Genomic DNA, 23,113 nt, shown 5'->3' with positions numbered 1-23,113 from the left:
TGCCGGGGAGGGTGCGGTGCGCCGGCTTACTCCCGCGGGAGTAGCGGCCGGTGGACCGGGAGCGGGTTCAGGAGGGCGTACGGGCCGCGGCGGCGAGCAGCCGGGCGGTGTCCTCGGCGCGGAGCTGGAGCGCCCCGCCGACCGTGGTCAGCACCTCGCGTTCGGCCTGGCTGTACGGGCCGTCGGCCAGCGCGATCCTGGCGCCCTGGAGCAGAATCGATTCCCGGCCGGCCGGGGCCAGGTGCGGGGCGAGGGGCTCCAGCGCCTCGTGGAGCTCGATGGCGAGGGCCGCGCCGCAGGCCTCGGCGGCCGGGTCGAACGCCGAGCCGTGGCCGATGTCGACGGAGAGGACCTCGACGACGGTGGCGAGCTGTTCCTGCGTGCAGCCGTCGAACCCGGCGCCGCGCACGGTGGCGACGGCGGTCTCCAGGACGGTGCGGGAGGTGGTGCCGCCGGCCGCGAGGACGCCGAGCGCGACCGTGTGGACGCCGTCCTTGAGCATCGCGGAGAACCGGGTGGTGGTGGGGTGGTCGAGCGTGTCGGTGCCGAAGTGGCCGTGGCACGCGGCGCATTCGACGACCGGGCCGACGGTGCCGCGCCGCAGCAGCGGTACGCCCAGGAAGGTGAACCGGCGACGTCCGGTGAGGCGGCGGTAGTTGCGGTCGCCTCCGCAGCCGGTGCAGAAGAACTCGCCGTCCCCGACGGTGTCCCACATCGTGCGGATGCCGCAGATACGCAGCTTCGTTGCGCGTTGTCCCAGGGCTGACCGCACGTCGCACACCTCCGTAACTCCCCCGTAGCCCTGCGGACACGGGAGGTACCCCCACGGCAACATTGCCGTGTTGGACGTGATGTTAACCACATCCACGAAGCGGCGTCAGCACCTCGCCCGTCACAACCGCTCCGAGATGGCCGAACCCCGCCCCCCGGGTGCGGGGGACGGGGTTCGCGGACCGTGTGGATTCATGCCCTTTCGGGCGGGCGCGGGGTCAGCGGGTGGCGCGGTTGACGGCCGAGACGACCGCCTTCAGCGAGGCCCGGGTGGTGTTGGCGTCGATGCCGATGCCCCACAGGACCTTTCCGTCGATCGCGCACTCGATGTACGAGGCGGCCTGCGCGCTCGCGCCCTCGCTCATGGTGTGCTCGGTGTAGTCCAGCAGCCGGGCATCGATGCCGATGGCCTGCAGCGCCTCGAAGAACGCCGAGATCGGACCGTTTCCGGTGCCGGTGAGCACGGTGTCCGCGCCGTCCACCGTCGCCTCGACGGTGATCGTGTCCTGGCCGTCCGAGCCGGTCGTCGTCTGGCCGGAACGGATCTGTACGCGCCCCCACTGGGCCGCGGTGTTCTCGGGGTTGGGCAGGTACTCGTCCTGGAACGTGCTCCAGATCTGCGCCGGCGTGACCTCGCCGCCCTCGGCGTCGGTCTTGGCCTGAATGATCCGGGAGTACTCGATCTGCATCCGGCGCGGCAGGTCCAGCTTGTGGTCGTTCTTCAGGACGTAGGCGATTCCGCCCTTGCCCGACTGGGAGTTGACCCGGATGACCGCCTCGTAGCTGCGGCCGACGTCCTTCGGGTCGATCGGCAGGTAGGGCACCGCCCACTCGATCTCGTCCACCGTCTTGCCCTGGGCGGCCGCGTCGGCCTCCATGGCGTCGAAGCCCTTCTTGATGGCGTCCTGGTGGGAGCCGGAGAAGGCGGTGTAGACCAGGTCGCCCGCGTAGGGGTGGCGCGGGTGGACCTCCATCTGGTTGCAGTACTCGCTGGTGCGGCGGATCTCGTCGATCTGCGAGAAGTCGATCTGCGGGTCGACGCCCTGCGAGAAGAGGTTCATGCCCAGCGTCACCAGGTCGACGTTGCCGGTGCGCTCGCCCTGGCCGAACAGGCAGCCCTCGATCCGGTCGGCGCCTGCCATCAGGGCCAGTTCGGCGGCGGCGACGGCGGTGCCCCGGTCGTTGTGCGGGTGGACGGACAGGCAGACGAACTCGCGGCGCGACAGGTTGCGCGACATCCACTCGAACCGGTCGGCGTGCGTGGACGGCGTCGAACGCTCCACGGTGGCGGGCAGGTTGAGGATGATCTCGCGGCCCGCCTCGGGCTGCCAGACGTCACAGACCGCCTCGCAGACCTCCAGGGCGAAGTCCAGCTCGGTGTCGGTGAAGATCTCCGGGCTGTACTGGTAGCCGAAGATCGTCTCCTCGCCCAGGATCTTCTCGGCGTACTCCATGACCAGCCGGGTGCCGTCCACGGCGATCTGCTTGACCTGTTCCTTGGAGCCCCGGAAGACCACGCGGCGGAAGGTGGGGGCGGTCGCGTTGTACAGGTGGACGGTGGCGCGGTGGGCGCCGCGCAGCGATTCCACGGTGCGCTCGATCAGTTCCTCGCGGGCCTGCGTCAGGACGGAGATCGTCACGTCCTCGGGGATCGCGCCCTCTTCGATGATGGAGCGGACGAACGCGAAGTCGGTCTCGCCGGAGGACGGGAAGCCGACCTCGATCTCCTTGTAGCCCATGCGCACCAGCAGGTCGAACATCTCGCGCTTGCGGGCCGGCGACATCGGGTCGATCAGCGCCTGGTTCCCGTCACGCAGGTCCGTGGAGAGCCAGCGGGGTGCGACCGTGACGCGCTTGTCCGGCCAGGTGCGGTCGGGGATGTCGACGGCCTCGTACTGCCCGTACTTGTTGATCGGCATCCCGGACGGCTTCTGCAGGCCCGTGGTGTTGGTGATCGGCGTGGGGCGGCCGACGGCGTTCTCGAGGGGAGTCTGAGCGGGATTGACTGCGGTCATGGCGTAGGGCTCCTCGGGGTCCGGCAAGGGGAGGCCGACTGTGTCGCTGCAACACAAGACTCCGCGGGGAGGGGGTCGGCCTACGACTACAGACCCTCGCCGCGGCAGCTAAGAAGAAGCAGCCCGAAACGCATGATGCGAAGAGACTAGCCGAGCGACGCCCGAGGCGTCTGTGCCGTATCAGTATGCGGGACCGGACGCCGGTAACGGGTGAACAGTGATCGATCACTCTATTTCGTCAATCCTGGTGGCAACCAGTGACAGGACGATCACACGCTGCCACAGTCGAATACATGCAGCCTCGAACTCAGCACGGGTTCCACCCCGTCTTCTGCACCATCGTGCCGCCCCACGTCCTCGACAAGCTGTCCCAGTCCGACGATCCCGTCCTGGCGGGCCCGGCCCGCCGCACCCTGGAGGCCGACGCCGCCCGGCGCACCCGCCGCCAGGTGACGACCCCCGTCCCGCCGCGCGTCGCCCCGGCCCCCGAGGACGACCGCTCCGGCAAACCCGACCGCACCCTCTACGACTGCCGGCACGGCACCGAGCTGCCCGGCACCAAGGTCCGCGCCGAGGGCGAGGACCCCACGGGCGACGCCAGCGTCAACCGCGCCTACGCAGGCCTCGGCGCCACCTTCGAACTGCTGCTCAAGGCCTACGGGCGGCGTTCGATCGACGGCAAGGGCCTGCCGCTCATCGGCTCCGTGCACTACGACGAGAAGTACAACAACGCCTTCTTCGACGGCGAGCAGATGGTGTTCGGCGACGGGGACGGGGAGATCTTCCTCGACTTCACCGTCGCCATCGACGTCATCGCCCACGAGCTGGCACACGGTCTGACCCAGTACACGGCCAACCTGAGCTACTACGGCCAGTCCGGTGCGCTCAACGAGTCCGTCTCGGACGTGTTCGGCTCACTGGTCAAGCAGTACTCGCTGAACCAGACCGCCGAGCAGGCCGACTGGCTGATCGGCGCGGGCCTGCTGGCACCCCGCGTCCAGGGCGTGGCGCTGCGCTCGATGAAGGCGCCCGGCACCGCGTACGACGACGACGTGCTCGGCAAGGACCCGCAGCCCGCGTCCATGGACGACTACATCCACACCGGCGACGACAACGGCGGTGTGCACCTCAACTCCGGCATCCCGAACCGGGCGTTCTACCTGCTGGCGACCGCGCTCGGCGGCAGTTCCTGGGAGAAGGCCGGACAGCTCTGGTTCGATGTCCTCACGGGTGGTGAACTGGCGGTGGACGCCGACTTCGCGGCCTTCGCCCGGCTGACCGTCGCGGCGGCCCGCAGCCGCTTCGGTGCGGGCGACGAGGTGGAGGCGGTCCTCAAGGCCTGGTCGGAGGTGGGCGTACCGACCGCGTAGGCGGCAGACAGGGCCCGTCCGCAGGGGAAGGACACCGTTATGCGGATCCAGGTGAGCAGGACCGGCGGCTTCGCCGGTATCGCACGCCACCGCGAGATCGACACCTCGGGCCGGGCCGACGCCCGTGAATGGGAGGCCCTGGCCGAATCGGCACTCACCGGCGGCCGGGACACCCCGCCGGCCGGGGTTCCGGACGGCTTCGGCTACCGGATCACGGTCGGCGACCGGACGGTGCACTGCGCGGACCCCCGGCTGACCGACGCCCAGCGCTCACTGGTCTCACGCGTCCTGAAGGAGGGCGCGTGAGACCGGCGCACGGCTGAGGGCCTGCGGACGTCGGAATCCCAGCTTGCGCAGCTGCTTCGGGCCCACTCCCACGGCCGTCCTCGCACCCTTCGGCCCGGGGGCCTCAGCGGCTTCGCACGGCTGCGCCGGCCGCCGGCCGTCGGTGCGTGCTCGCGGTCAGAACCCCAGCTTGCGCAGCTGCTTCGGATCGCGCTGCCAGTCCTTGGCGACCTTCACGTGCAGGTCGAGGAAGACCGGCGTGCCGAGCAGGGCCTCGATGTGCTTGCGGGACTTGGTGCCGACGTCCTTGAGCCGCTTGCCCTTCGGGCCGATGATGATGCCCTTCTGGCTGGGCCGCTCGATGTAGACGTTGGCGTGGATGTCGAGCAGTGGCTTGTCCGCCGGACGGTCCTCGCGCGGCAGCATCTCCTCGACGACGACCGCGATGGAGTGCGGCAGCTCGTCGCGTACGCCTTCGAGCGCGGCCTCCCGGATCAGCTCCGCGACCATGACCATCTCGGGCTCGTCCGTGAGGTCGCCCTCGGGGTAGAGCGGCGGGCTCTCGGGGAGCAGCGGGGCGATCAGGTCGGCGAGCAGGCCGACCTGGTCGTCCTTGACGGCCGAGACCGGGATGATCTCCGCCCACTCGAAGCCGAGCTCCTCGCCGAGGCGGGAGACGGCCAGCAGCTGTTCGGCGAGCTGCTTGGACTCGACCAGGTCGGACTTGGTGATGATCGCGATCTTGGGCGTCTTCTTGATGCCCGCGAGTTCCTTGACGATGTACTTGTCACCGGGGCCGAGCTTCTGGTCGGCGGGCAGGCAGAAGCCGATCACGTCGACCTCCGCCCAGGTGGTGCGTACGACGTCGTTGAGACGCTCGCCCAGCAGGGTGCGCGGCTTGTGGAGGCCGGGGGTGTCGACCAGGATCAGCTGCGCGTCCGGCCGGTGCACGATGCCGCGCACGGTGTGCCGGGTGGTCTGTGGCCGGTTGGACGTGATCGCCACCTTCTGGCCGACCAGAGCGTTCGTAAGGGTGGACTTGCCCGCGTTGGGACGGCCCACGAAGCAGGCGAAGCCGGCCCGGTGCGGGGCGGTGTTCTCTGCCTGCGGCGCAGCAGCTTCTGGGTTAGGTCGAGCGCTCATGGCGCCCATTGTCCCCGATCCCGGCGGCACTGCCGCACCACTACGGCCGGCGGCGGCGCCGGGGCCCTCGTCTCAGGCCGTGCGGCGACGGCTGCGGCGGGCCCGTATCCACAGTCCCGCGCCCCCGGCGAGGACCACCAGCAGCACCCCGGCGACCAGCCAGGGCAGCGCGAAGTACCCGGCGGCGGCGGACTCGCGGGTGTCGCGGGCGCTGGCGGTCAGCCTGACCTCGCCCCACTCCAGCTGCGGCGCGCCCTTCCACTCCTCGGTGAGCCGGACCTCCTGGCGGGGCAGCAGCTCGGCCGGAATCCGTTTCAGGTCACGGGCGAGCAGGGTGCGGCCGAACAGGCCCTCGGCCTTGAGCGCGACCTTGGGGCTGAGGGTGACGTTGCCCCGGTTGTGCAGCGTGTACGAGATGACGGCGCGGGACTTCCCGGTGCCCGGGACCAGTGGCTGGGTGTGCTCGACGCGGACGTCGTCGACGGAGAGCGCGGGCATCGTCGGGCCGTTGATCCGCAGGTAGATGCGGGCGCCGACGGCCTTCTGGATGCCGACGGCCACCGCGCCCGCGTCCGCGGGGTCGATGCGCTCGTCCAGGGCGACGAGGGCGCCGGGGTGGTCGCCCGGTTCGGCGTCCTCGGGGACCTTGATCGTGACGGGTACGGTGACCGAGCCGTGCGGTTTGACCGTGACCCGGTCGCGGTCGGTGGTGGCCCAGGCGCCGACGGAGCGCTGTTTCTCGTTCTGCGCGCGGACCGCGAACCCGCCGTCGCGTTCGGTGTTGTACGCGTCGGCCGCGTACAGCCGGAAGGTCAGCGGGTCGGCGGTCTTGTTCTTGACGGTGACCTTGTCGGTGAGGGTGGCTCCGGGGTCGGCCGAGAGGTAGAAGTACGGCCGGGTGCCGGTGGCGGTGGTGGCCGGGAAGACCGACCAGCTGCCGTTGTCGGCGGCACCGGCCGCGGGGGCGCCCAGCAGGAGCAGGGCGGTGGACAGCAGGGACGACAGGAGAACGGACAGCTTGCGCACGGTGCGGGCCCCCAGGGTGCACGCGTTGGCGGGGTGGGTGGACCGGCCGGGTGCGCGCCCGGCCCACCGGTGGATCACTGCTCACGGGCTCACGTCAGGGTGAGTGTGAGCACTCCGGAGTAGGCGCCGGTCGCGGAGTACGCCGGCACGTCCAGCGACAGCCCGGCGTCGACGGTGAACTCGCCGCCGGTGAAGGCGCCGTTCGGCGTGGAGGCCAGGGTGGCTCCCGCGCTGCCGACCGGACCCTCGGAACCCGCCGCGCAGGTGCTCGGGCTGCCGGCCTTCGCCGCGCAGGCCGGGCTCCAGCCGAGCGCGGAGGCGCCGATGGTGGCACCGGCCGGGCCCTTGAAGTCGGTGACCTTGCCGGTCAGCGACCAGCCTGCGGGGCCGCCTCGGAAGTCCTTGACCGTCACCGTCCGCAGGGCGCCGGTGGATGCGCCGCCCTTGCCGAAGTCGACCGCCGAGAGTTCGACGGAGTCCCCGGCCTGCGTCATGGAGAGCGTGCCCGCCTTGACGGTCGAGGTCAGCCGCTGGCTGCCGTCCGGTGTCTCCCCGCCGCCGGTGACGGTGTAGGCCTGGGGGCCCGCGCCCTTGGCGGCGTCCCAGGCCGCGCCCTCGTAGGCGACGATCCCGGTGGTCGCCGGGTCGTTGACGGTGAGCTGTCCGGTGAAGGCGCCCGAGCCGTCGGCGGTGGCCGTCGCCGTGTCGCCGGTCGGGGCGTCCCCGGCCCGGCCCGCGAGGGTGACGGAGGCGCCCGGGGTGAACTTCGACCCGGTCACGCCGACCTGGTCACCGGCAGCGCCGGAGGCCGCGGCGAGCTGGATGGCGCGTTCGTTGACCTGGCCGCCGCCGTCCGTCGCGATGATCGTCTGGGAGACGGGCGCGGGCGGATCGGTGACCGTGCAGGGCGTGTCCAGCTCCATGATGTAGCTGGTGTGGATGTTGTAGTTGCCGGGCGACAGCGTGATCTGGCCGGGCGCGGTGACCGTGAAGGTGCCGGTCATGGAGAACGACGGGAATTCGCCCTTGCCGGGCACCGGGTCGTTCTTCTTCGGGCCGGCCACCGTGATGTCGGCGGACTGCGCTCCGGCGACGGTGACCTTGCCGGTCGGCGTCATGATGTCGGCGGGCAGCGCCAGATCGACCGGATTGCTCGCGGCCGGTTTGACGACCTTGTACGTCACCGTGACCGTCTCGCCGACCTTCGGGGCCGCGTTGTCGACGCTGATCTGCGCGGACGTCGTCCCGTCGATCGGCGGGATCCCGGCGATGGCGGGCGGGATGCAGTGGGTCGGGAAGTCCACCGCGACGGAGGCCGTCGCCATGGCCTGGGCGGGGCCTGCGAGCAGCCCTCCCCCGGTGACGACGAGCGCGCCCACCCCCAGCGCGGCGGCCCAGCGGCTTCGGCGCCGCGTTCCCGGGCTGTCGGATCTTCGAACGGCTGGACTCATGGAGCCCCCTCCTGCGAAATGTGCGGCGCGGCGGCTCTTCCGCGCCGGCAGGGGGCCATTGATGACTGGGGCCGAAAAGAAGTCAATGGGATCGAAATGCGCTGACTGATGGACCATCAGATGGTGTCAAGATCCATGTTTCCCGCACTTCGTGTGCGAACGCCCGGCGCCGATGGGACGCCGGGCGTTCGCACACGAAGTGCCGGTCCTGCGAAGGTCAGCCCGCCGTCACGGTGAGCCGCAGCACCCCGTCCGGACCGGCGAGCAGCACCGGCGTTCCGGCCCCTCCCAGGTCCCGTACCGCGGCCCGGTCCTCCGGCGAGGGCTCCTCGGCCTCGGAGACGACCGCGGCCGCCTCCAGCGAGGTGGCGCCGCTCGCCACGGCCATGGCGACGGCCGTCCGCAGCGCGCTGAGGCGCAGCGACTCCAGCTCCACCGTGCCCGCCACGTACGTGCGTCCGGTCTCGTCCCGTACGGCCGCGCCCTCCGGCACTCCGTTGCGGGCGCGGGCGCTGCGCGCCAGCGTGACGATCTTGCGGTCCTCGGCGCCGAGTTCGGTGCTATCGCTCATGTGCCGAGCATACGAAGCCGGGGGCCGGGTGCGCGGCACCGGGGCGCCCGGCCCGCTCAGCCCTGGGCCTGGACCTGGTGCATCATGCCCCGGCGGCCCTCCGGGGAGGCCAGCAGGCGGAACTTCTCCTCGGTGCCGGTGCCCGGCCACGGGTTGTGCAGCACGATCACCAGGTCCGGGCGGGCCGGGATGCGCAGCTGGGTGGCCTCCACGACCAGCGAGCCCACCACCGGATGCTGCAGCTCCTTGCGCATCTGACCGCCGGGCGCGATGTCCCGCCGCTCCCAGAGCTCGGCGAACTCGGGGCTGCGCTCACGCGCCTCGGCCACGATCTCCCGGAACCCCTCGTCGTCCGGGCATTCGGAACAGGCGGCCCGGAACTGGGCGACGACCTGCGCCGCGATCTCCTCCCAGTCCTTGCGCCGGGCGCGGTGGACCGGGTCGGTGAAGAAGTCGATCACGCAGTTCTGCGTCCGGCCCGGTCCCATCCCCATCACCGTCGCGGCCGCGTCGTTGTACAGGATGACGTTCCAGTACGCGTCCATGATGTGGGCCGGGAAGGGCATCCAGCGGTCCAGCAGCCGCTGCAGCCCGTCGCACATGTCCGCATGGGCCGGGTCGACCTGCGCGGCGGGCGGGTTGAGTCCGGCGAGCACGTAGAGGTGACGGCGTTCGGCGCTGCTGAGCCGCAGCACCCGCGCCACCGAGTCCAGCACCTGCGGCGACACGGTGATGTCCCGGCCCTGCTCCAGCCACTGGTACCAGGAGACGCCCACTCCGGCGAGGACGGCGACCTCCTCGCGGCGCAGCCCCGGGGTGCGGCGCCTGGCACCGCCGTCCGGGAGGCCCGCGTCGGACGGGCTGACCCGCGCCCGCCGGCTCATCAGGAACTCCCGCAGCTCGCCGAGACGGTGCGCCTTGCCCCTGTCGGCCATGGTCCGGGCCGGTGTGCCCACGTGCTCCCCCTGGTGTCCGGGCCCGCTGCCTGGTGGTGCGGCCAACAGGATAAGTTCCCGCTCCCCACGGATATTCCGGCGGCCGCAGGCTCATGGGCATGGCGATCCATCCCCCGGCTCAAGAAGCTGTCATCCCTCCCGCTCCCACTCCCCCTGCCCAGGACCGGCTCTCCGGCCGGGCCCGGCTGGTCCTCCTCGTCCTGTGCGCCGCCCAGTTCATGGTGTCGCTCGACTTCTCCGTACTGAACGTGGCGCTGCCCGTCCTCGGTGACGACCTCGGCCTCAGCCGGTCCGGTCTGCAGTGGGCGATCACCGCTTTCGCGCTGCCGTCCGGCGGCTTCCTGCTCCTGTTCGGCCGGATCGCCGACCTCTACGGACGCCGCCGGATGTTCCTCACCGGTCTCGCCGTGTTCGGGGCCGCCTCGCTGCTGGCCACCCTCGCCTGGAACCCGGCCGTCTTCCTCACCGGCCGGGCGCTCCAGGGCCTCGGTGCCGCGGTGATCGTGCCGACCGGGATGTCCCTGCTCACGACCACCTTCCCGGAGGGGCCGCTGCGCGACCGCGCGCTCGGCATCAGCGGCACACTGCTCTCCCTCGGCTTCACCGTCGGCATGGTGGCCGGCGGGACCCTCACCGACACCCTGGGCTGGCGCTCCACGATGGGGCTGCTGACGGTGGCCGCGGTGGCGGTGCTCGCGACGGCCCCCGCGCTGCTCACCGAGTCCCGTACGCCCGACCGGCCGAGGCTCGACATCCCTGGTGCGGCGACGGTCACCGGCGGGCTCCTCGCCCTGATCTACGCCCTTTCCACGGCCGCCGAGCACGGGTTCGGGCGCACGGACGTGCAGGTGTCACTGGTGGCCGGCATCGCCCTGCTCGCCGCCTTCGCGGTCGTCGAGTCGCGTACCCCGGCCCCCCTGGTCTCGCTGCCGATGCTCCGCCGCCGCACGGTGGCCTTCGGCAATCTGGGCGGGCTGCTCACCTTCTCGATGATGACCACCGTCGTGTTCGTGCTGACCCTGTACCTCCAGGAAGTGCTCGGCCTGTCGGCGTTCGGGACCGGGCTGGTCTTCGGGGTGCAGGGCATCGCGTCGGTGGCGGCCGGGGTGTACGCCCCGAAGGTGATCGGCCGGATCGGTGCCCGGCGGACCCTGTCCTTCTCGCTGCTGGGCCAGGGGCTGTTCATCGCGGCACTGCTGGGGCTCGGCGCGGACTCGGGCGTCTGGCTGGCGACCCTCGCGGTCTCACTGGCCAGCGTGTGCCACCTGGGCGCGATCATCGCGTACGGGCTGACCGTCACCTCGGGCGTGCCGAACGAGGAGCAGGGCCTGGCGACGGGCCTGGTCACCACGACCCAGCAGGTGGGCCTCACGATCGGCATCCCGCTGCTCGGCGTGGTCGCGACCGCCCGGAGCTCACTGCTGGACGGGGTCCGGACCGTGGTGGCGGCCGCCGCGGTCCTGCTCATCGTCGCGGCGGCAGTGGTGGCCGCGGGCCTCTCGAGCCGCACGCGCAATGCGGACCGGGCGGGCAACTGACGCCTCGCCGGCGATTAAAGCCGCGCGGGCATTGCAGGCCCCTCCGGCGATTGAGGAGCGGGGGCCCGGGGGCACCGCCCCCGAACCCCCGGCCCTACGCCCGGTCCAGCCGCAACCGCTCCGCCCGGGGCAGCCCCGCGACCACCAGGTCGTAGCTGTCCTCGATCAGCTCACGCACCTTCGCGGCCGGCAGCCCCGACACCGTCACCGTGTTCCAGTGCCGCTTGTTCATGTGCCACCCCGGCGCCACGGCCTCGTACTCCTCCCGGAGCCGCACCGCGTCGTCGGGGTCGCACTTGAGGTTCACCGTCAGCGGCCGCGCGTCCAGGGAGCTCAGCGCGAACATCTTGCCGAGCACCTTGAAGACGGACGCCTCCGGCCCGAACGGGAACTCCTCGGTACTCGCGTTGAACCCGAGGCAGAACGCCCTCAGCTCCTTCGGAGTCATGCCGCCGCCTCCTCCTCGGGCGGAGCCACCGGCTCCACCAGCACCGTGACGATCTTGTTCCGGCGGCCCGCCGGGGACTCGGCGGTCAGCAGCAGCCGTCGCCCGTCGGGCAGCTCCACCTGGGAGGACGCACCGGCGATCGGCACCCGGCCCAGCGCCTTCGCGAGCAGCCCGCCGACGGTCTCCACGTCCTCGTCGTCGTACTCGTCGAGGCCGAACAGCCCGCCGAGGTCTCCGATGTCGAGGCGCGCGGTCACCCGGAAGCAGCCGTTCTCCAGCTCTTGGACCGGCGGGAGTTCGCGGTCGTACTCGTCGGTGATCTCGCCGACGATCTCCTCCAGGATGTCCTCGATGGTGACGATGCCCGCCGTACCGCCGTACTCGTCGATGACGACCGCGACGTGGCTGCGGTCCTGCTGCATCTCGCGCAGCAGGTCGCCGGCGTTCTTCGTGTCGGGCACGAACGCCGCGGGGCGCATCGCCGTGGAGACCAGGTCGGCCTCCGATTCCCGGTTGATGTGCGTCTTGCGGACCAGGTCCTTGAGGTAGACGATCCCGACGATGTCGTCCTCGTTCTCCCCGGTGACCGGGATCCGCGAGAAGCCGGAGCGCAGCGCGAGGGTGAGGGCCTGGCGGATGGTCTTGTAGCGCTCGATGCAGACCAGGTCGGTGCGCGGCACCATCACCTCGCGCACGAGGGTGTCACCGAGTTCGAAGACGGAGTGCACCATGCGGCGCTCCTCGTCCTCGATCAGCGACTCCTGCTCCGCGAGGTCGACCATCGCCCGCAGTTCGGCCTCGCTGGCGAACGGCCCCTTGCGGAACCCCTTGCCCGGCGTCAGCGCGTTGCCGATGAGGATGAGCAGCTGCGGGATCGGGCCCATGATCCTGGCCAGCGGAAGCAGGACGTAGGCCGCCGCCGTGGCCGTGTTCAGCGGGTGCTGGCGGCCGATGGTGCGCGGCGAGACCCCGATGGCGACGTAGGAGACGAGGACCATCACCCCCATGGCGACGGCCAGCGCCTCCCAGGTCTCCGGGAGTTCCTTGAGGCAGGCGTAGGTGACCAGCACCCCGGCCGACATCTCACAGGCGACCCGTACCAGCAGGGCGACGTTGAGATAGCGCGTGGGGTCGGCCGCGACCTGTTCCAGCTTCTCGCTGCCGCGCCGGCCCGAGCGGACCGCCTCGGCGGCCCGGAAACTCGACGTCCGCGCGATACCCGCCTCGGCGCAGGCCGCCAGCCAGCCGACGACGACCAGCACCACAGCCCCGAGGACGAGAGGCAGGCTCACGAGACGGTGGGGGCGGGCGACGGGCCGGTGATGCCGCGCTCACCGCGCCAGCCGTCCACGATCGCCGCCTGGAGGCCGAACATCTCGGCCTTCTCGTCCGGCTCCTCGTGGTCGTAGCCGAGCAGGTGCAGCACCCCGTGGACGGTGAGGAGCTGGAGCTCCTCGTCCATGGAGTGCTGCGTCTCGGCGTCCTCGCCCTGCTTCTTGGCGACCTCCGGGCAGAGCACGATGTCACCGAGGAGCCCCTGCGGGGGCTCCTCGTCGTCCTTGGCCGGCGGACGCAGCTCGTCCATCGGGAAGGACATGACATCGGTCGGACCCGTCAGATCCATCCACTGGATGTGGAGCTGTTCCATGGCGTCGGTGTCCACCACGATCACCGAGAGCTCGGAGAGCGGGTGGATCCGCATCCGGGCGAGTGCGTAGCGGGCGATGTCGAGGATCGCCTGCTCGTCGACCTCGGTTCCGGACTCGTTGTTGACGTCGATCGACATGGTGCGCTGTTACTGCTTCCCGTTGTGACGGTCCCGGCCCTTGCCGGCCGGGCCGTTCTGCTCGCCTTGGCTGTCGTACTTCTCGTACGCGTCGACGATACGGCCGACGAGCTTGTGCCGGACGACATCCTGGGAGGTGAGCCGGGAGAAGTGCACGTCGTCGATGCCCTCCAGGATGTCCTGCACCTGGCGCAGACCGCTCTTGGTCCCGTTCGGCAGGTCGACCTGGGTCACGTCACCGGTGACGACGATCTTCGAGTCGAAGCCGAGGCGGGTCAGGAACATCTTCATCTGCTCGGCGCTGGTGTTCTGCGCCTCGTCCAGGATGATGAAGGCGTCATTGAGGGTGCGGCCCCTCATGTAGGCCAGCGGCGCGACCTCGATCGTGCCCGCCGCCATCAGGCGCGGGATCGAGTCGGGGTCGAGCATGTCGTGCAGCGCGTCGTAGAGCGGGCGCAGGTACGGGTCGATCTTGTCGAAGAGGGTGCCGGGCAGGAAGCCGAGCCGCTCGCCCGCCTCGACCGCGGGCCGGGTCAGGATGATCCGGCTGACCTGCTTGGACTGCAGGGCCTGGACCGCCTTGGCCATGGCGAGGTACGTCTTGCCGGTACCGGCGGGGCCGATGCCGAACACGATCGTGTGCTTGTCGATCGCGTCGACGTAGCGCTTCTGGTTGAGGGTCTTGGGGCGGATCGTGCGGCCCCGGCTGGAGAGGATGTTCTGGGTGAGCACCTCGGCCGGGGTCTCCGCGCCGTCCGCCTGGCCGTTGTCACTGGCTCTGAGCATCGCGATCGAACGTTCCACAGCGTCCTCCGTCATCGGCTGACCGGTGCGGAGCACCAGCACCATCTCGTCGAACAGGCGCTGGATCAGGGCGATTTCCGCCGCGTTCCCCGTTGCGCTGATCTCGTTGCCCCGGACGTGGATGTCGGCTGCCGGGAACGCCGCTTCGATCACGCGCAGCAGCGAGTCGCCCGATCCCAGGAGCATCACCATGGGGTGTGCGGCCGGAATCCTGATCTGGGCACGCGCCTGCGGCTGTGTTGGTGTCTGAGTCATGGGCCGGCCCTCGGGCCTGCGCATACCTCCCGTTGCAGGGTTCTCGCTGCTCGACAACCTCTGGAGTACCAAGCCTACGACTCCACCACGACAACACCGAGAGGTTTTCGCGGGCGGAACGCGGCTCGTCCGGTCACGGCCGGAAGCCGATCGTCGGTACGGCCCGGCGCAGCGGCCAGTGGCGGGCCGTCGCCGGCAGCAGGTCCTGGAGGAACGCGTAGCGCTGGAGCGCCGCCGGGTCCTGGTCGGCGCAGGTGCGGACCTGCTGCCACCAGGCGGCGATCTCGGCCCAGCCGGGGGCCGAGAGCGAGCCGCCGAACTCCTGCACGGAGAGGGCGGCGGTGAGCCCGGCGAAGGCGAGCCGGTCGGCGAGCGGCCAGTTGGCCAGGGTGCCGGTGACGAACCCCGCGACGAAGACGTCGCCCGCGCCGGTCGGGTCGAGCGCCTCGACGGCGATCGCGGGGACCTCGGCGGCGGTGCCGGTGGCCGAGTCGACCGCGTAGGCGCCCTCGGCACCGAGGGTGACGACGGCGAGCGGTACGTGCTCGGCGAGGGCGTGCGCGGCGGCGCGGGGGCAGTCGGTGCGGGTGTAGCGCATGGCCTCCTGCGCGTTGGGCAGGAACGCCTGGCAGTGCGACAGGTCGGTCAGCCCCGCCAGGTCCCAGCGGCCCGTCTCGTCCCAGCCGACATCGGCGAAGACCTTGGCGCCGCTGCGGGCGGCGGCGGCGACCCACGGCTCGCTGCGGCCCGGGACGAGCGAGGCGACGGCCGCACGGGCCAGGGGCGGGCACTGCGGGAAGGCGGCGGTGACGGCCGGGCCCGGTGCGGCGGGCGGCGGGGCCTCGTGGCCGTGCGAGACCATCGTGCGCTCGCCCTCGTACGCCATGGAGACGGTCACCGGGGAGTGCCAGCCGCGGACGGTGTGCGACATCGAGAGGTCGATGCCCTCGCCCTGCTCCAGGGCGTCCCAGCAGTACTCGCCGTAGTGGTCGTCGCCGAAGGCCGCCGCCAGTGAGGTGTGCAGGCCGAGCCGGGCCAGCGCGGTGGCCATGTTGGCGACCCCGCCGGGACTGGAGCCCATGCCGCGCGCCCAGGACTCGGTGCCGCGCACGGGGGCGCTGTCCAGGCCGGTGAAGATGATGTCGAGGAAGACCGTGCCGGTGAGGAAGACGTCGCAGTCCGGGTCCTGCGGCGCGCGCAGTCCGTCCAGTGGGTCGATTCCTGGCATCCCAGTGCTCACCTTGCACTCCCCGGTCGTGGCAGTTCCGGCCAGTGTGCCCGATTCACTCCGCCGTTCGGGGGGTCCACGCCGAGTCTGTTCATACAGAGCCTGACCTGCATAAACATGCACCGCTACCCGCATATAAACGCGGCAAACACATAAGTGTCTTAGATCACAGCGAGGCGACTTTCCGTCGGCCGGGAGCGCTTGATACAAATTGGCCCGCGAGCACCGTTGGAGGCGTTTTCCGACGAGTGTGTCGACTTCTTCGCATTTCCTTCGTTTTCTGCGTTTTCGCCTTACCCCCCTCTGTCTTCTCCCGCCTCTTCTGGCATGTCTTCAGGAACGCCCATGTCCTCGCGCCCTCGCGCCGCGTGGCCGCTGGTTGCCGTGTTCACCGCCGGTTACCTCGCCTCATATCTGCTCCCCACCATCGTGGGGAGGCTCTCCGTCTATCTGGGCCTCAGCGCCGCCCAGGCCGGGCTGGTCGGCAGCGCCCTGCTGCTGAGTTCGGCCTGTGCCGGGTTCTGCCTGGCGGGCCGGGTCGAGACGTACGGGCCGCGCAGACCCGCGCGGATCGGACTGACGCTGGCCGCGCTCGGCTACGGCTGCGCGGCGCTGGCCGGTTCCGTACCGCTGGTGGTCATGGGCGTGGCCGTCGGCGGCTTCGGCTCCGGCGCGGCGACCGCGGTCGCCGCGGCGGGCATCGCCGCACAGCGCGATCCGCACCGGACCTCGTCCCTGGGGCTGCTCAGCGTCTCCGCGACCGCCGGCGTCCTCTACTTGACGATCCCTCACCTGGGCGGCGGGCACCGGCTGCCGTTCGCCTCGATCGCCCTGGCCGCGCTCCTCGTCTGGCCCGCCACGTCCCGGCTGGGCGGCGCGGTGCCCGCAGGTCCCGCCGTTCCCGCCGCCGGGCGGCTGCCGCACCGCCGCTCCGGTCTGGTGCTGGCGGGCGGCATGCTCGTCTGGTCGATGGCGCAGAACGCGCTCTGGGGTGTCAGCAGCCGCATCGGGATAGTTCAGGTGGGGCTCTCCGAGGTCTCCATAGGAGCGGTCTTCGCCGTCGCCCTCGGCGCCGGACTGCTCGGGGTGATGGGCGCCGGACTGCTGGGCGCACGGCTCGGACGCGCGGTCCCGATCGGGCTGGGCACCGTGATCATCGCGGCGATGATCGTGCTCAGCTCCTCCGCGGACGGCCTCCGCTCGTTCGCGACCGGCGAGATCGTGTGGAACACCTTCTACCCGGTGGTCCTCTCCTACCTGATCGGTCTGGCCGCGTCACTGGACGTCCGCGGCCGCTGGGCGGTCCTCGCGGGCTCCGCCTCGTCGGTGGGCGTGGCCTGCGGGCCGCTGCTCGGCAGCGTGCTGTCCGAGACGTCCGGCTACCGGGTGATGGGGCTGGTCCTGGGCGCGGTGACCCTGCTGGTCGCGGTCCCGGTGACGGCCGTCGCGCTGCACACCGGTGGCCGTCCGCTGGTGCCTGGATCGGTGCGACGCAGGGGCGGTGCTCCGGCGGCCCTGCTCGCCGTCACCACCGGTGCGGTGCCCGGCGCCGTGCCGAGGCTCGGCGCGCCCGAGCAGGCCGTCACGGAACTCAGCCTGCCCGAGCTGCGCCGCAGGCGCCTGGTCCGGAGCGCGTTCCGGACGGCAGGCCCGGCGGGCGGGGACGGTCAGTCGAACGCGTACGCCTCGACCTCGGACAGGTAGCGCGCCCGGCGCTCCTCGTCGTGGTCGAGGAAGGCCGCCTCGAAGGAGTTGCGGGCCAGGGTGCGCAGCTGTTCGCGCTCCAGGCCGAGCGCCTCGTGCACGGCGTGGAAGGTGTCCCCGACGTACCCGCCGAAGTAGGCGGGGTCGTCGGAGTTCACCGTGCAGAGCAGCCCGGCGTCCATCATGGCCCGCAACGGGTGCTCCTCCAGGGTGTCGATGGCCCGCAGCCGTACGTTGGACAGCGGGCACAGGGTGAGCGGCACCCGGTCCGCGACCAGCCGCTCCACCAGCTCCGGGTCCTCCATGCAGCGCAGCCCGTGGTCGATGCGCTCCACCCCGAGCACGTCCAGGGCCTCCCGGATGTAGGCGGGCGGGCCCTCCTCGCCGGCGTGCGCGACCTTGCGCAGTCCGAGCGCCTCGGCCTCGGCGTACACCTCGCGGAACTTGGCCGGCGGGTGGCCGACCTCGGCGGAGTCCAGGCCGATCGCGCTGATGCGGTGCAGATGCGGCTTGGCGGCCTGGAGGGTCTCCAGCGCCGATTCGGCGGGCCGGTCGCGCAGGAAGCACATGATCAGCTGGGTGGAGACGCCGTGCTTCTCCTCGCTGCGCTCCAGCGCCCGGCCGAGCCCTTCGACGACCGTCCCGATCGGGACGCCGCGCGCGGTGTGCGCCTGCGGGTCGAAGAAGATCTCCGCGTGCCGCACGCCCTGGGCCGAGGCGCGGGCGAGGTAGGCGTCGGCGAGCTCGGTGAAGTCGTCCTCGGTCCGCAACACCGCCATCAGCGCGTAGTACAGGTCGAGGAAGCTCTGCAGATCGTCGAAGAGGTAGGCGGTGCGCAGCTCCTCGGTGTCCGCGTAGGGCAGCCGCACGCCGTTGCGGGCGGCGAGCTCGAAGGCCAGCTCGGGTTCGAGGGTTCCTTCGATGTGGAGGTGGAGTTCTGCTTTGGGGAGGTGCACGGGTGTCTCACTAACGCGTGTGGTGCTGTTGCTTTTACTGGTGCTGCTGTTGCTGGTGGTCCTACTGGTGACGCGTGGGGACCGGGACCGTGATCAGGTCCTGGGCGATGGTCAGTTCGCCCTCGAATCCGGCGGCGCGGGCCTGCGCCTCGAAGGCCTCCGGGTCCGGGTAGCGCTGCGAGAAGTGGGTGAGCACGAGGTGCCGTGCGCCCGCTTCGCGCGCCACCCGGGCCGCCTGGCCGGCGGTCAGGTGGCCGTGGTCGGTGGCGAGCCGTTCGTCCTCGTCGAGGAAGGTCGACTCGATGACCAGCATGTCGCACCCCTCGGCCAGGGCGTACACGCCGTCGCAGAGCCTGGTGTCCATGATGAACGCGAACCGCTGTCCGCGCCTGTGCTCGGAGACGTCGTCGAGGGTGACCCTCCCGAGGGCGCCCTCGCGCTGGAGCCGGCCGATGTCGGGTCCGGCGATGGAGTGCTCCGCGAGCCGGGCGGGCAGCATGCGCCGCCTGTCCGGCTCCACGAGTCGGTAGCCGTAGGACTCGACGGGGTGGGACAGCTTGTGGGCGCTGAGCGTGTACGCGTCCGTGGTGGCCAGCGGCCCGTCGGCGGCGACCGGGGCCTGGTGCAGCTCGACGGACTCGCGGTAGGCGGTGGCGTACCGCAGCCGGTCGAAGAAGTGCTGTCCGCTCGCCGGGTAGTGCGCGGCGACGGGGTGCGGGACCTGGTCGAGGTTGATCCGCTGGATCACCCCGGCCAGGCCCAGCGAGTGGTCGCCGTGGAAGTGCGTGACGCAGATCCGGTTGATGTCGTGCGCGGCGACGCCGGCCCGCAGCATCTGGCGCTGGGTGCCCTCGCCGGGGTCGAAGAGGAGGCCCTCGCCGTCCCAGCGCAGCAGGTAGCCGTTGTGGTTGCGGTGCCGGGTCGGGACCTGGCTGGCGGTGCCCAGGACGACGAGTTCACGTGCGGACACGGTGTGCGGCGGTCCGTTCTAGCCGGGGGGCCACTGGAGGCCGCGGCCGCCCAGGACGTGGGCGTGCGCGTGGAAGACGGTCTGCCCGGCGCCCGCGCCGGTGTTGAACACGACCCGGTAGCCGGTGTCCGCGATCTTCTCGTCGGCGGCGACCTGTCCGGCCTCGCGCAGGACGTCCGCGAGGACCTGCGGTTCGGCGGAGGCGAGGGAGGCGGCGTCCGGGTGGTGGAGGCGCGGGATGACGAGCACGTGCGTGGGCGCCTGGGGGTTGATGTCGCGGAAGGCGATGGTGGTGTCGGTCTCCCGAATGATGGTAGCCGGGATGTCACCCGAGACGATCTTGCAGAACAGGCAGTCGGGCTGGGGTTCTCCCGCCATTTGGTGCTCCTTCGGTCTCGGTGATCCGTCAGGGAGCAGCCTAGCCGGACGGACCGCACCGTTTCCGGGGGCTCCGCGCCTCCGGGCCCCCGCGCCTCGAAGGCGGCAGCGTCCGGCCCGCCGGCGTTCGAGGCGCGGGGTCCGGGGCGGAGCCCCGGACACGGGAAGGGGCGGGACGGGAACAGCCCGGCCGCAGGCGCCCCGGCACCCGCCCCCTCACGTCACCCCGGCAGCGAGGGCGCCGTCTTCGCCGGGGTCCGGGCCAGCGACTCCAGTGCGAGCCGGATCGCCTCGTCCAGCTGCGGATCGCGCCCCGCGGCACGGTCCTGCGGCGTCATGACGACCTCGACGTCCGGGTCGACGCCGTGGTTCTCGACGCCCCAGCCGTACCCGTCCATCCAGAAGGCGTACTTCGGCTGGGTGACCAGGGTGCCGTCCACCAGCCGGTACCGGCTGTCGATGCCCACCACGCCGCCCCAGGTGCGGGCGCCGACCACCGGGCCGATGCCCATCAGCTTGATCGCCGCGTTCACGATGTCGCCGTCCGAACCGGAGAACTCGTCCGCGACCGCGACGACCGGTCCGCGCGGCGCGTCGCCCGGGTAGCTCTGGGGCTGCCTGCCCCGGGGCAGGTCCCAGCCGACGATGCGGCGGCCCAGCTTCTCCACGATCAGCTGTGAGGTGTGGCCGCCCCGGTTCTCCCGGACGTCCACCACCAGCCCCTCGCGGGCGACCTCGGTGCGCAGGTCGCGGTGGATCTGGGCCCAGCCGGGTCCGGCCATGTCGGGGATGTGGACGTAGCCGAGGCGACCGCCGGAGTGCTCGTGGACGTAGGCGCGCCGGTCGGCGACCCAGGCGTGGTAGCGCAGCGGTTCCTCGTCCGCGATCGGTACGACGACGACATGGCGCGGGTCGCCGCCGTCGGCGGGTGCGACGGTCAGCTCGACCGGGTGGCCGGCCGAGCCGGTGAGCAGCGGTCCGGGGCCGGTGACCCGGTCGACGGGGTGTCCGTCGACGGCCAGGATCGCGTCCCCGGCGCGGACGGCGACGCCCGGTGCGGCGAGCGGCGCGCGGGCGGCGGGGTCGGAGGTCTCCGAGGGCAGGATCCGGTCGATGCGCCAGCTGCCGTCGTCGGCGCGTGAGAGGTCGGCGCCGAGCAGTCCCTGGCGGGCGGAGTCGTCGTGCCAGCCGCCGGCCGGCTGTACGTAGGCGTGGGAGGTGCCGAGTTCGCCCTGTACCTCCCACAGCAGGTCGATGAGGTCGTCGTGGGTGGCGACGCGTTCCAGGACCGGCCGGTAGCGGTCCAGGACACCGTTCCAGTCGGTGCCGCCCATGTCGGGGCGCCAGAAGTTGTCCCGCATGATGCGGCCGGCCTCGTCGTACATCTGCCGCCATTCGGCGGCCGGGTCCAGGGTGTGGCGGATCCGGGAGAGGTCGACGGTGACGCCGTCGCCGTCGTGGTCGTCGTCGGAGCCCGCCACCCGGGTGTCGGAGGGTACGACGCGCAGGGCGCCCCGGCTGTGCAGCACCAGCCGCTTGCCGTCGCCGCTGACCGCGAACCGGGTGACGTCGGAGGCGAGTTCCTCGCAGCGCAGCTTCTCCAGGTCGTACCGCTCCAGCACGGTCTCGGGGCGTCGGGCGTCGGGCGTGGCCGCGCTCGTGCCGAGGACCCCGACGACCGGGTGGCGCAGCCAGAGCAGGCCGTCCTTCGCGGCCCGGAGCGAGGAGTAGCTGGCCGCCTCGACGGGCAGGGCGACGATCCGGTCCGCGAGGCCGTCCAGGTCGATGCGGGTGACCGGGAGCGCGGTGGGGTTGTCGTCGCCCTCGCCGCCCTTCTCGCGCTCGGTCGGGCGGCCGTGGAGCTGCGGCCCGAACGGGGAGGGGGTGGTCGCGGCGAGGGTCAGCAGGTGCGGCCGGCAGCCGCCGATGAAGGCGAGGTCGAAGACGTGTGAGTCGTAGACCGGGTCGAAGGCCCGCTCGGAGAGAAAGGCCAGGTGCTTCCCGTCGGCGGTGAATGCGGGTGCGAAGTCCCGGAACCGCAGGGGGGTCGCCTCGGTGACCGTCAGGTCGGCCAGGTGGGCGAGCTTGAGCTGGCTGAGCGGCTCTGGGCCGGGGTGCGACCAGGCGAGCCAGGAGGAGTCGGGTGAGAAGACGAGCCCGGAGGCGTCGCCGTGCTCGCTGCGGTCCACCTCGTGGACCTCGCCGCTCTCCCGTTCGACGATCAGTACGCGTCCGTCGTGGGCGGCGACGGCGAACCGGCTGCCGTCGGGGGCGGGGGCCAGGTCCAGGACCCGGCCGAGCCTCCCGGCGGCGAGGCGGCGCGGTACGGCGTCGGGCGCGGTGCCGGTGGCGGGTGCGCACTCCAGCGCGTCGTCGCCCTCGGCGTCGGTGACCCAGACGACGTGCTGGTCGCCGTCGGCCTGGAAGGTGCGGGGCAGCCTGGCCCGTACGCCGGGTTCGACGGCGAGTGCGCGGGCCGGGCCCTCGCGGTGGGTGACCCAGTGCACGGCACCGCGGGACCCGACCGCGCTGCCGCGTCCGGTGCGGTCCGGGGACGCGGCGCTCAGGTGGCTGCCGGCGTGCACGGGGTGCGGCTGGAGGTCGGCGCGCTGGCCGCCGAGCCGGATGTCGAGCCGGCGGGGCTCGTCCCCGTCCAGACCGTCCAGGAGCCAGAGCTCACCGGCCGCGGCATGCACGACCCGGGTGCCGTCGGTGGCGGCGTGCCGGGCGTAGAAGCCCTCGACGCCGGTGTGCCGGCGCAGTCCGGTGCCGTCGGGGAGGGAGGAGTAGAGGGCTCCGACGCCTTCGTGGTCGGAGAGGAAGGCGATGCGCTCGCCGACCCACATCGGGCACTCGATGTTGCCGTCGAGCTCCTCGTTGACCCGGACGAACTCCTGCGGCTCACCGTCGGCCGCTGCCTCTTCGGCGGCGATCCAGAGCTTGCCGGCCGTGCCGCCCCGGTAGCGCTTCCACTTGGCGGCCTCGCGCCCCATGGTGGCCGAGAGCAGCAGGATCCGGCCACCGGGCCCGTAGGCGAGGGAGCCGACCGGTCCGTACGGCAGGGTGCGCGCGGGGCCTCCGTCGGCCGGCAGGGCGCGGGCCCAGGTGCGGCGCAGCGAGACCTGGCCCTGGGTGCTGAGGACCAGCACCTCGCCCTCGGGTGTCCAGCCGTGCACGGCTGTCTGCGCGTCGCCCCAGTAGGTCAGCCGCTTGGAGGGGCCGCCGTCGACCGGGGCCAGGTGCACCTCGGGTGCCCCGTCCCGGGTGGACGTCCAGGCGACGAGGGTGCCGTCGGGAGAGATCCGCGGCTGGGCGACGGGGCGGTTGTCCGCGCTGACCCGCCAGGCTCGGCCGCCGTCGAGCGGCGCGAGCCAGACGTCGTCCTCGGCGGTGAAGGCGATCAGGTCGCCCTGGACATGGGGATACCGGAGGTAGGAAGGCTGTGTCACAGCGATCAC

General features: G+C 71.8%; 20 protein-coding genes. 4 read left to right on the top strand and 16 right to left on the bottom strand.

Annotated elements, in window-relative coordinates; all coding sequences use genetic code 11:
- Positions 1-67: 67 nt before the first annotated feature.
- The gene (locus EDD93_RS17840) at positions 68-772 is read right to left on the bottom strand and encodes a TerB family tellurite resistance protein (protein WP_123526075.1); all 705 of its coding nucleotides are present in this window, start codon (positions 770-772) and stop codon (positions 68-70) included.
- Between the two features lie 217 nt (positions 773-989).
- Positions 990-2,786: a 2-isopropylmalate synthase gene (leuA, locus tag EDD93_RS17835; protein ID WP_123526074.1), complete on the bottom strand. Its 1,797-nt coding sequence runs from the start codon at positions 2,784-2,786 to the stop codon at positions 990-992.
- Positions 2,787-3,079: 293 nt separating this feature from the next.
- On the opposite strand from leuA, the gene EDD93_RS17830 reads away from it, so the two are divergent.
- Both EDD93_RS17830 and EDD93_RS17825 read left to right on the top strand, forming a co-directional pair.
- Positions 3,080-4,156 carry a M4 family metallopeptidase gene (locus EDD93_RS17830; protein WP_123526073.1) on the top strand — a complete coding sequence of 359 codons (1,077 nt, stop codon included), beginning with the start codon at positions 3,080-3,082 and terminating at the stop codon, positions 4,154-4,156.
- A 39-nt stretch (positions 4,157-4,195) separates the two neighbouring features.
- Positions 4,196-4,462, top strand: a complete 267-nt coding sequence (locus EDD93_RS17825; protein ID WP_123526072.1) for a protealysin inhibitor emfourin — start codon at positions 4,196-4,198, stop codon at positions 4,460-4,462.
- Between the two features lie 156 nt (positions 4,463-4,618).
- Here EDD93_RS17825 and era read toward each other — a convergent pair whose 3' ends face one another.
- The 5 genes from era to EDD93_RS17800 all read right to left on the bottom strand — a co-directional run bounded on the left by era (position 4,619) and on the right by EDD93_RS17800 (position 9,567).
- Positions 4,619-5,593: a GTPase Era gene (gene era, locus EDD93_RS17820; RefSeq protein ID WP_185092358.1), complete on the bottom strand. Its 975-nt coding sequence runs from the start codon at positions 5,591-5,593 to the stop codon at positions 4,619-4,621.
- 63 nt (positions 5,594-5,656) lie between these two features.
- Positions 5,657-6,610 (bottom strand): WxL protein peptidoglycan domain-containing protein, encoded by a 954-nt coding sequence (locus tag EDD93_RS17815; protein ID WP_123527841.1) that lies wholly within the window; start codon positions 6,608-6,610, stop codon positions 5,657-5,659.
- 89 nt (positions 6,611-6,699) lie between these two features.
- Positions 6,700-8,061, bottom strand: a complete 1,362-nt coding sequence (locus EDD93_RS17810; protein ID WP_185092357.1) for a beta-xylosidase — start codon at positions 8,059-8,061, stop codon at positions 6,700-6,702.
- Between the two features lie 217 nt (positions 8,062-8,278).
- Positions 8,279-8,632, bottom strand: a complete 354-nt coding sequence (locus tag EDD93_RS17805; protein ID WP_123526070.1) for a cytidine deaminase — start codon at positions 8,630-8,632, stop codon at positions 8,279-8,281.
- Positions 8,633-8,688: 56 nt separating this feature from the next.
- Positions 8,689-9,567: a helix-turn-helix transcriptional regulator gene (locus EDD93_RS17800; protein ID WP_123527840.1), complete on the bottom strand. Its 879-nt coding sequence runs from the start codon at positions 9,565-9,567 to the stop codon at positions 8,689-8,691.
- Positions 9,568-9,686: 119 nt separating this feature from the next.
- On the opposite strand from EDD93_RS17800, the gene EDD93_RS17795 reads away from it, so the two are divergent.
- Positions 9,687-11,126 carry an MFS transporter gene (locus EDD93_RS17795; RefSeq protein ID WP_123527839.1) on the top strand — a complete coding sequence of 480 codons (1,440 nt, stop codon included), beginning with the start codon at positions 9,687-9,689 and terminating at the stop codon, positions 11,124-11,126.
- 94 nt (positions 11,127-11,220) lie between these two features.
- On the opposite strand, the gene EDD93_RS17790 is transcribed toward EDD93_RS17795, so the two are convergent.
- From EDD93_RS17790 to EDD93_RS17770, 5 genes are all read right to left on the bottom strand, one after another.
- Positions 11,221-11,574, bottom strand: a complete 354-nt coding sequence (locus EDD93_RS17790; protein WP_123526069.1) for an MmcQ/YjbR family DNA-binding protein — start codon at positions 11,572-11,574, stop codon at positions 11,221-11,223.
- Positions 11,571-12,866: a hemolysin family protein gene (locus EDD93_RS17785; RefSeq protein WP_123526068.1), complete on the bottom strand. Its 1,296-nt coding sequence runs from the start codon at positions 12,864-12,866 to the stop codon at positions 11,571-11,573. The genes EDD93_RS17790 and EDD93_RS17785 overlap by 4 nt, the downstream gene beginning before the upstream one ends.
- Complete coding sequence (gene ybeY, locus EDD93_RS17780; protein WP_123526067.1) at positions 12,863-13,360, bottom strand: rRNA maturation RNase YbeY; 498 nt, start codon at positions 13,358-13,360, stop codon at positions 12,863-12,865. Before ybeY ends, EDD93_RS17785 begins: the two co-directional genes overlap by 4 nt.
- A 9-nt stretch (positions 13,361-13,369) precedes the next feature.
- Positions 13,370-14,419, bottom strand: coding sequence for a PhoH family protein (locus tag EDD93_RS17775; protein WP_123526066.1), 1,050 nt, complete (start codon positions 14,417-14,419; stop codon positions 13,370-13,372).
- 133 nt (positions 14,420-14,552) lie between these two features.
- The gene (locus EDD93_RS17770; RefSeq protein ID WP_123526065.1) at positions 14,553-15,659 is read right to left on the bottom strand and encodes a carbohydrate kinase family protein; all 1,107 of its coding nucleotides are present in this window, start codon (positions 15,657-15,659) and stop codon (positions 14,553-14,555) included.
- Between the two features lie 333 nt (positions 15,660-15,992).
- Here EDD93_RS17770 and EDD93_RS17765 point away from each other — a divergent pair, with 333 nt between their 5' ends.
- Positions 15,993-17,351: an MFS transporter gene (locus EDD93_RS17765; RefSeq protein WP_123526064.1), complete on the top strand. Its 1,359-nt coding sequence runs from the start codon at positions 15,993-15,995 to the stop codon at positions 17,349-17,351.
- Here the strand turns inward: EDD93_RS17765 and EDD93_RS17760 are convergent.
- From EDD93_RS17760 to EDD93_RS17745, 4 genes are all read right to left on the bottom strand, one after another.
- Complete coding sequence (locus EDD93_RS17760) at positions 17,315-18,307, bottom strand: adenosine deaminase (RefSeq protein WP_123526063.1); 993 nt, start codon at positions 18,305-18,307, stop codon at positions 17,315-17,317. The two genes, EDD93_RS17765 and EDD93_RS17760, sit on opposite strands and share 37 nt — an antisense overlap.
- A 61-nt stretch (positions 18,308-18,368) precedes the next feature.
- Entirely contained in the window at positions 18,369-19,277 is a 909-nt protein-coding gene (locus tag EDD93_RS17755) for a ribonuclease Z (RefSeq protein WP_123526062.1), read from the bottom strand.
- Positions 19,278-19,295: 18 nt separating this feature from the next.
- A complete protein-coding gene (locus EDD93_RS17750) occupies positions 19,296-19,655 on the bottom strand; it encodes a histidine triad nucleotide-binding protein (protein ID WP_123526061.1) in 360 nt (119 codons plus the stop codon).
- A 221-nt stretch (positions 19,656-19,876) separates the two neighbouring features.
- A complete protein-coding gene (locus EDD93_RS17745) occupies positions 19,877-23,104 on the bottom strand; it encodes a S41 family peptidase (RefSeq protein WP_185092356.1) in 3,228 nt (1,075 codons plus the stop codon).
- Between the last annotated feature and the right edge of the window lie 9 nt (positions 23,105-23,113).

It is taken from the genome of Streptomyces sp. 840.1 (genome assembly GCF_003751445.1).
Taxonomy (GTDB): Bacteria; Actinomycetota; Actinomycetes; order Streptomycetales; family Streptomycetaceae; genus Streptomyces.
Note: the sequence above shows the minus strand (reverse complement) of the source record. Positions and strands in the feature narration are given on the sequence as shown.

Bases quoted from the DNA above. Each gene is read 5' to 3' on its own strand.
- EDD93_RS17765 (WP_123526064.1), top strand. From the start codon at position 15,993: ATGTCCTCGCGCCCTCGCGCCGCGTGGCCGCTGGTTGCCGTGTTCACC.
- EDD93_RS17805 (WP_123526070.1), bottom strand. From the start codon at position 8,632: ATGAGCGATAGCACCGAACTCGGCGCCGAGGACCGCAAGATCGTCACG.
- EDD93_RS17790 (WP_123526069.1), bottom strand. From the start codon at position 11,574: ATGACTCCGAAGGAGCTGAGGGCGTTCTGCCTCGGGTTCAACGCGAGT.
- EDD93_RS17810 (WP_185092357.1), bottom strand. From the start codon at position 8,061: ATGAGTCCAGCCGTTCGAAGATCCGACAGCCCGGGAACGCGGCGCCGA.
- EDD93_RS17830 (WP_123526073.1), top strand. From the start codon at position 3,080: ATGCAGCCTCGAACTCAGCACGGGTTCCACCCCGTCTTCTGCACCATC.
- leuA (WP_123526074.1), bottom strand. From the start codon at position 2,786: ATGACCGCAGTCAATCCCGCTCAGACTCCCCTCGAGAACGCCGTCGGC.
- EDD93_RS17795 (WP_123527839.1), top strand. From the start codon at position 9,687: ATGGCGATCCATCCCCCGGCTCAAGAAGCTGTCATCCCTCCCGCTCCC.
- EDD93_RS17825 (WP_123526072.1), top strand. From the start codon at position 4,196: ATGCGGATCCAGGTGAGCAGGACCGGCGGCTTCGCCGGTATCGCACGC.
- EDD93_RS17775 (WP_123526066.1), bottom strand. From the start codon at position 14,419: ATGACTCAGACACCAACACAGCCGCAGGCGCGTGCCCAGATCAGGATT.
- EDD93_RS17800 (WP_123527840.1), bottom strand. From the start codon at position 9,567: ATGGCCGACAGGGGCAAGGCGCACCGTCTCGGCGAGCTGCGGGAGTTC.
- EDD93_RS17750 (WP_123526061.1), bottom strand. From the start codon at position 19,655: ATGGCGGGAGAACCCCAGCCCGACTGCCTGTTCTGCAAGATCGTCTCG.
- era (WP_185092358.1), bottom strand. From the start codon at position 5,593: ATGGGCGCCATGAGCGCTCGACCTAACCCAGAAGCTGCTGCGCCGCAG.
- ybeY (WP_123526067.1), bottom strand. From the start codon at position 13,360: ATGTCGATCGACGTCAACAACGAGTCCGGAACCGAGGTCGACGAGCAG.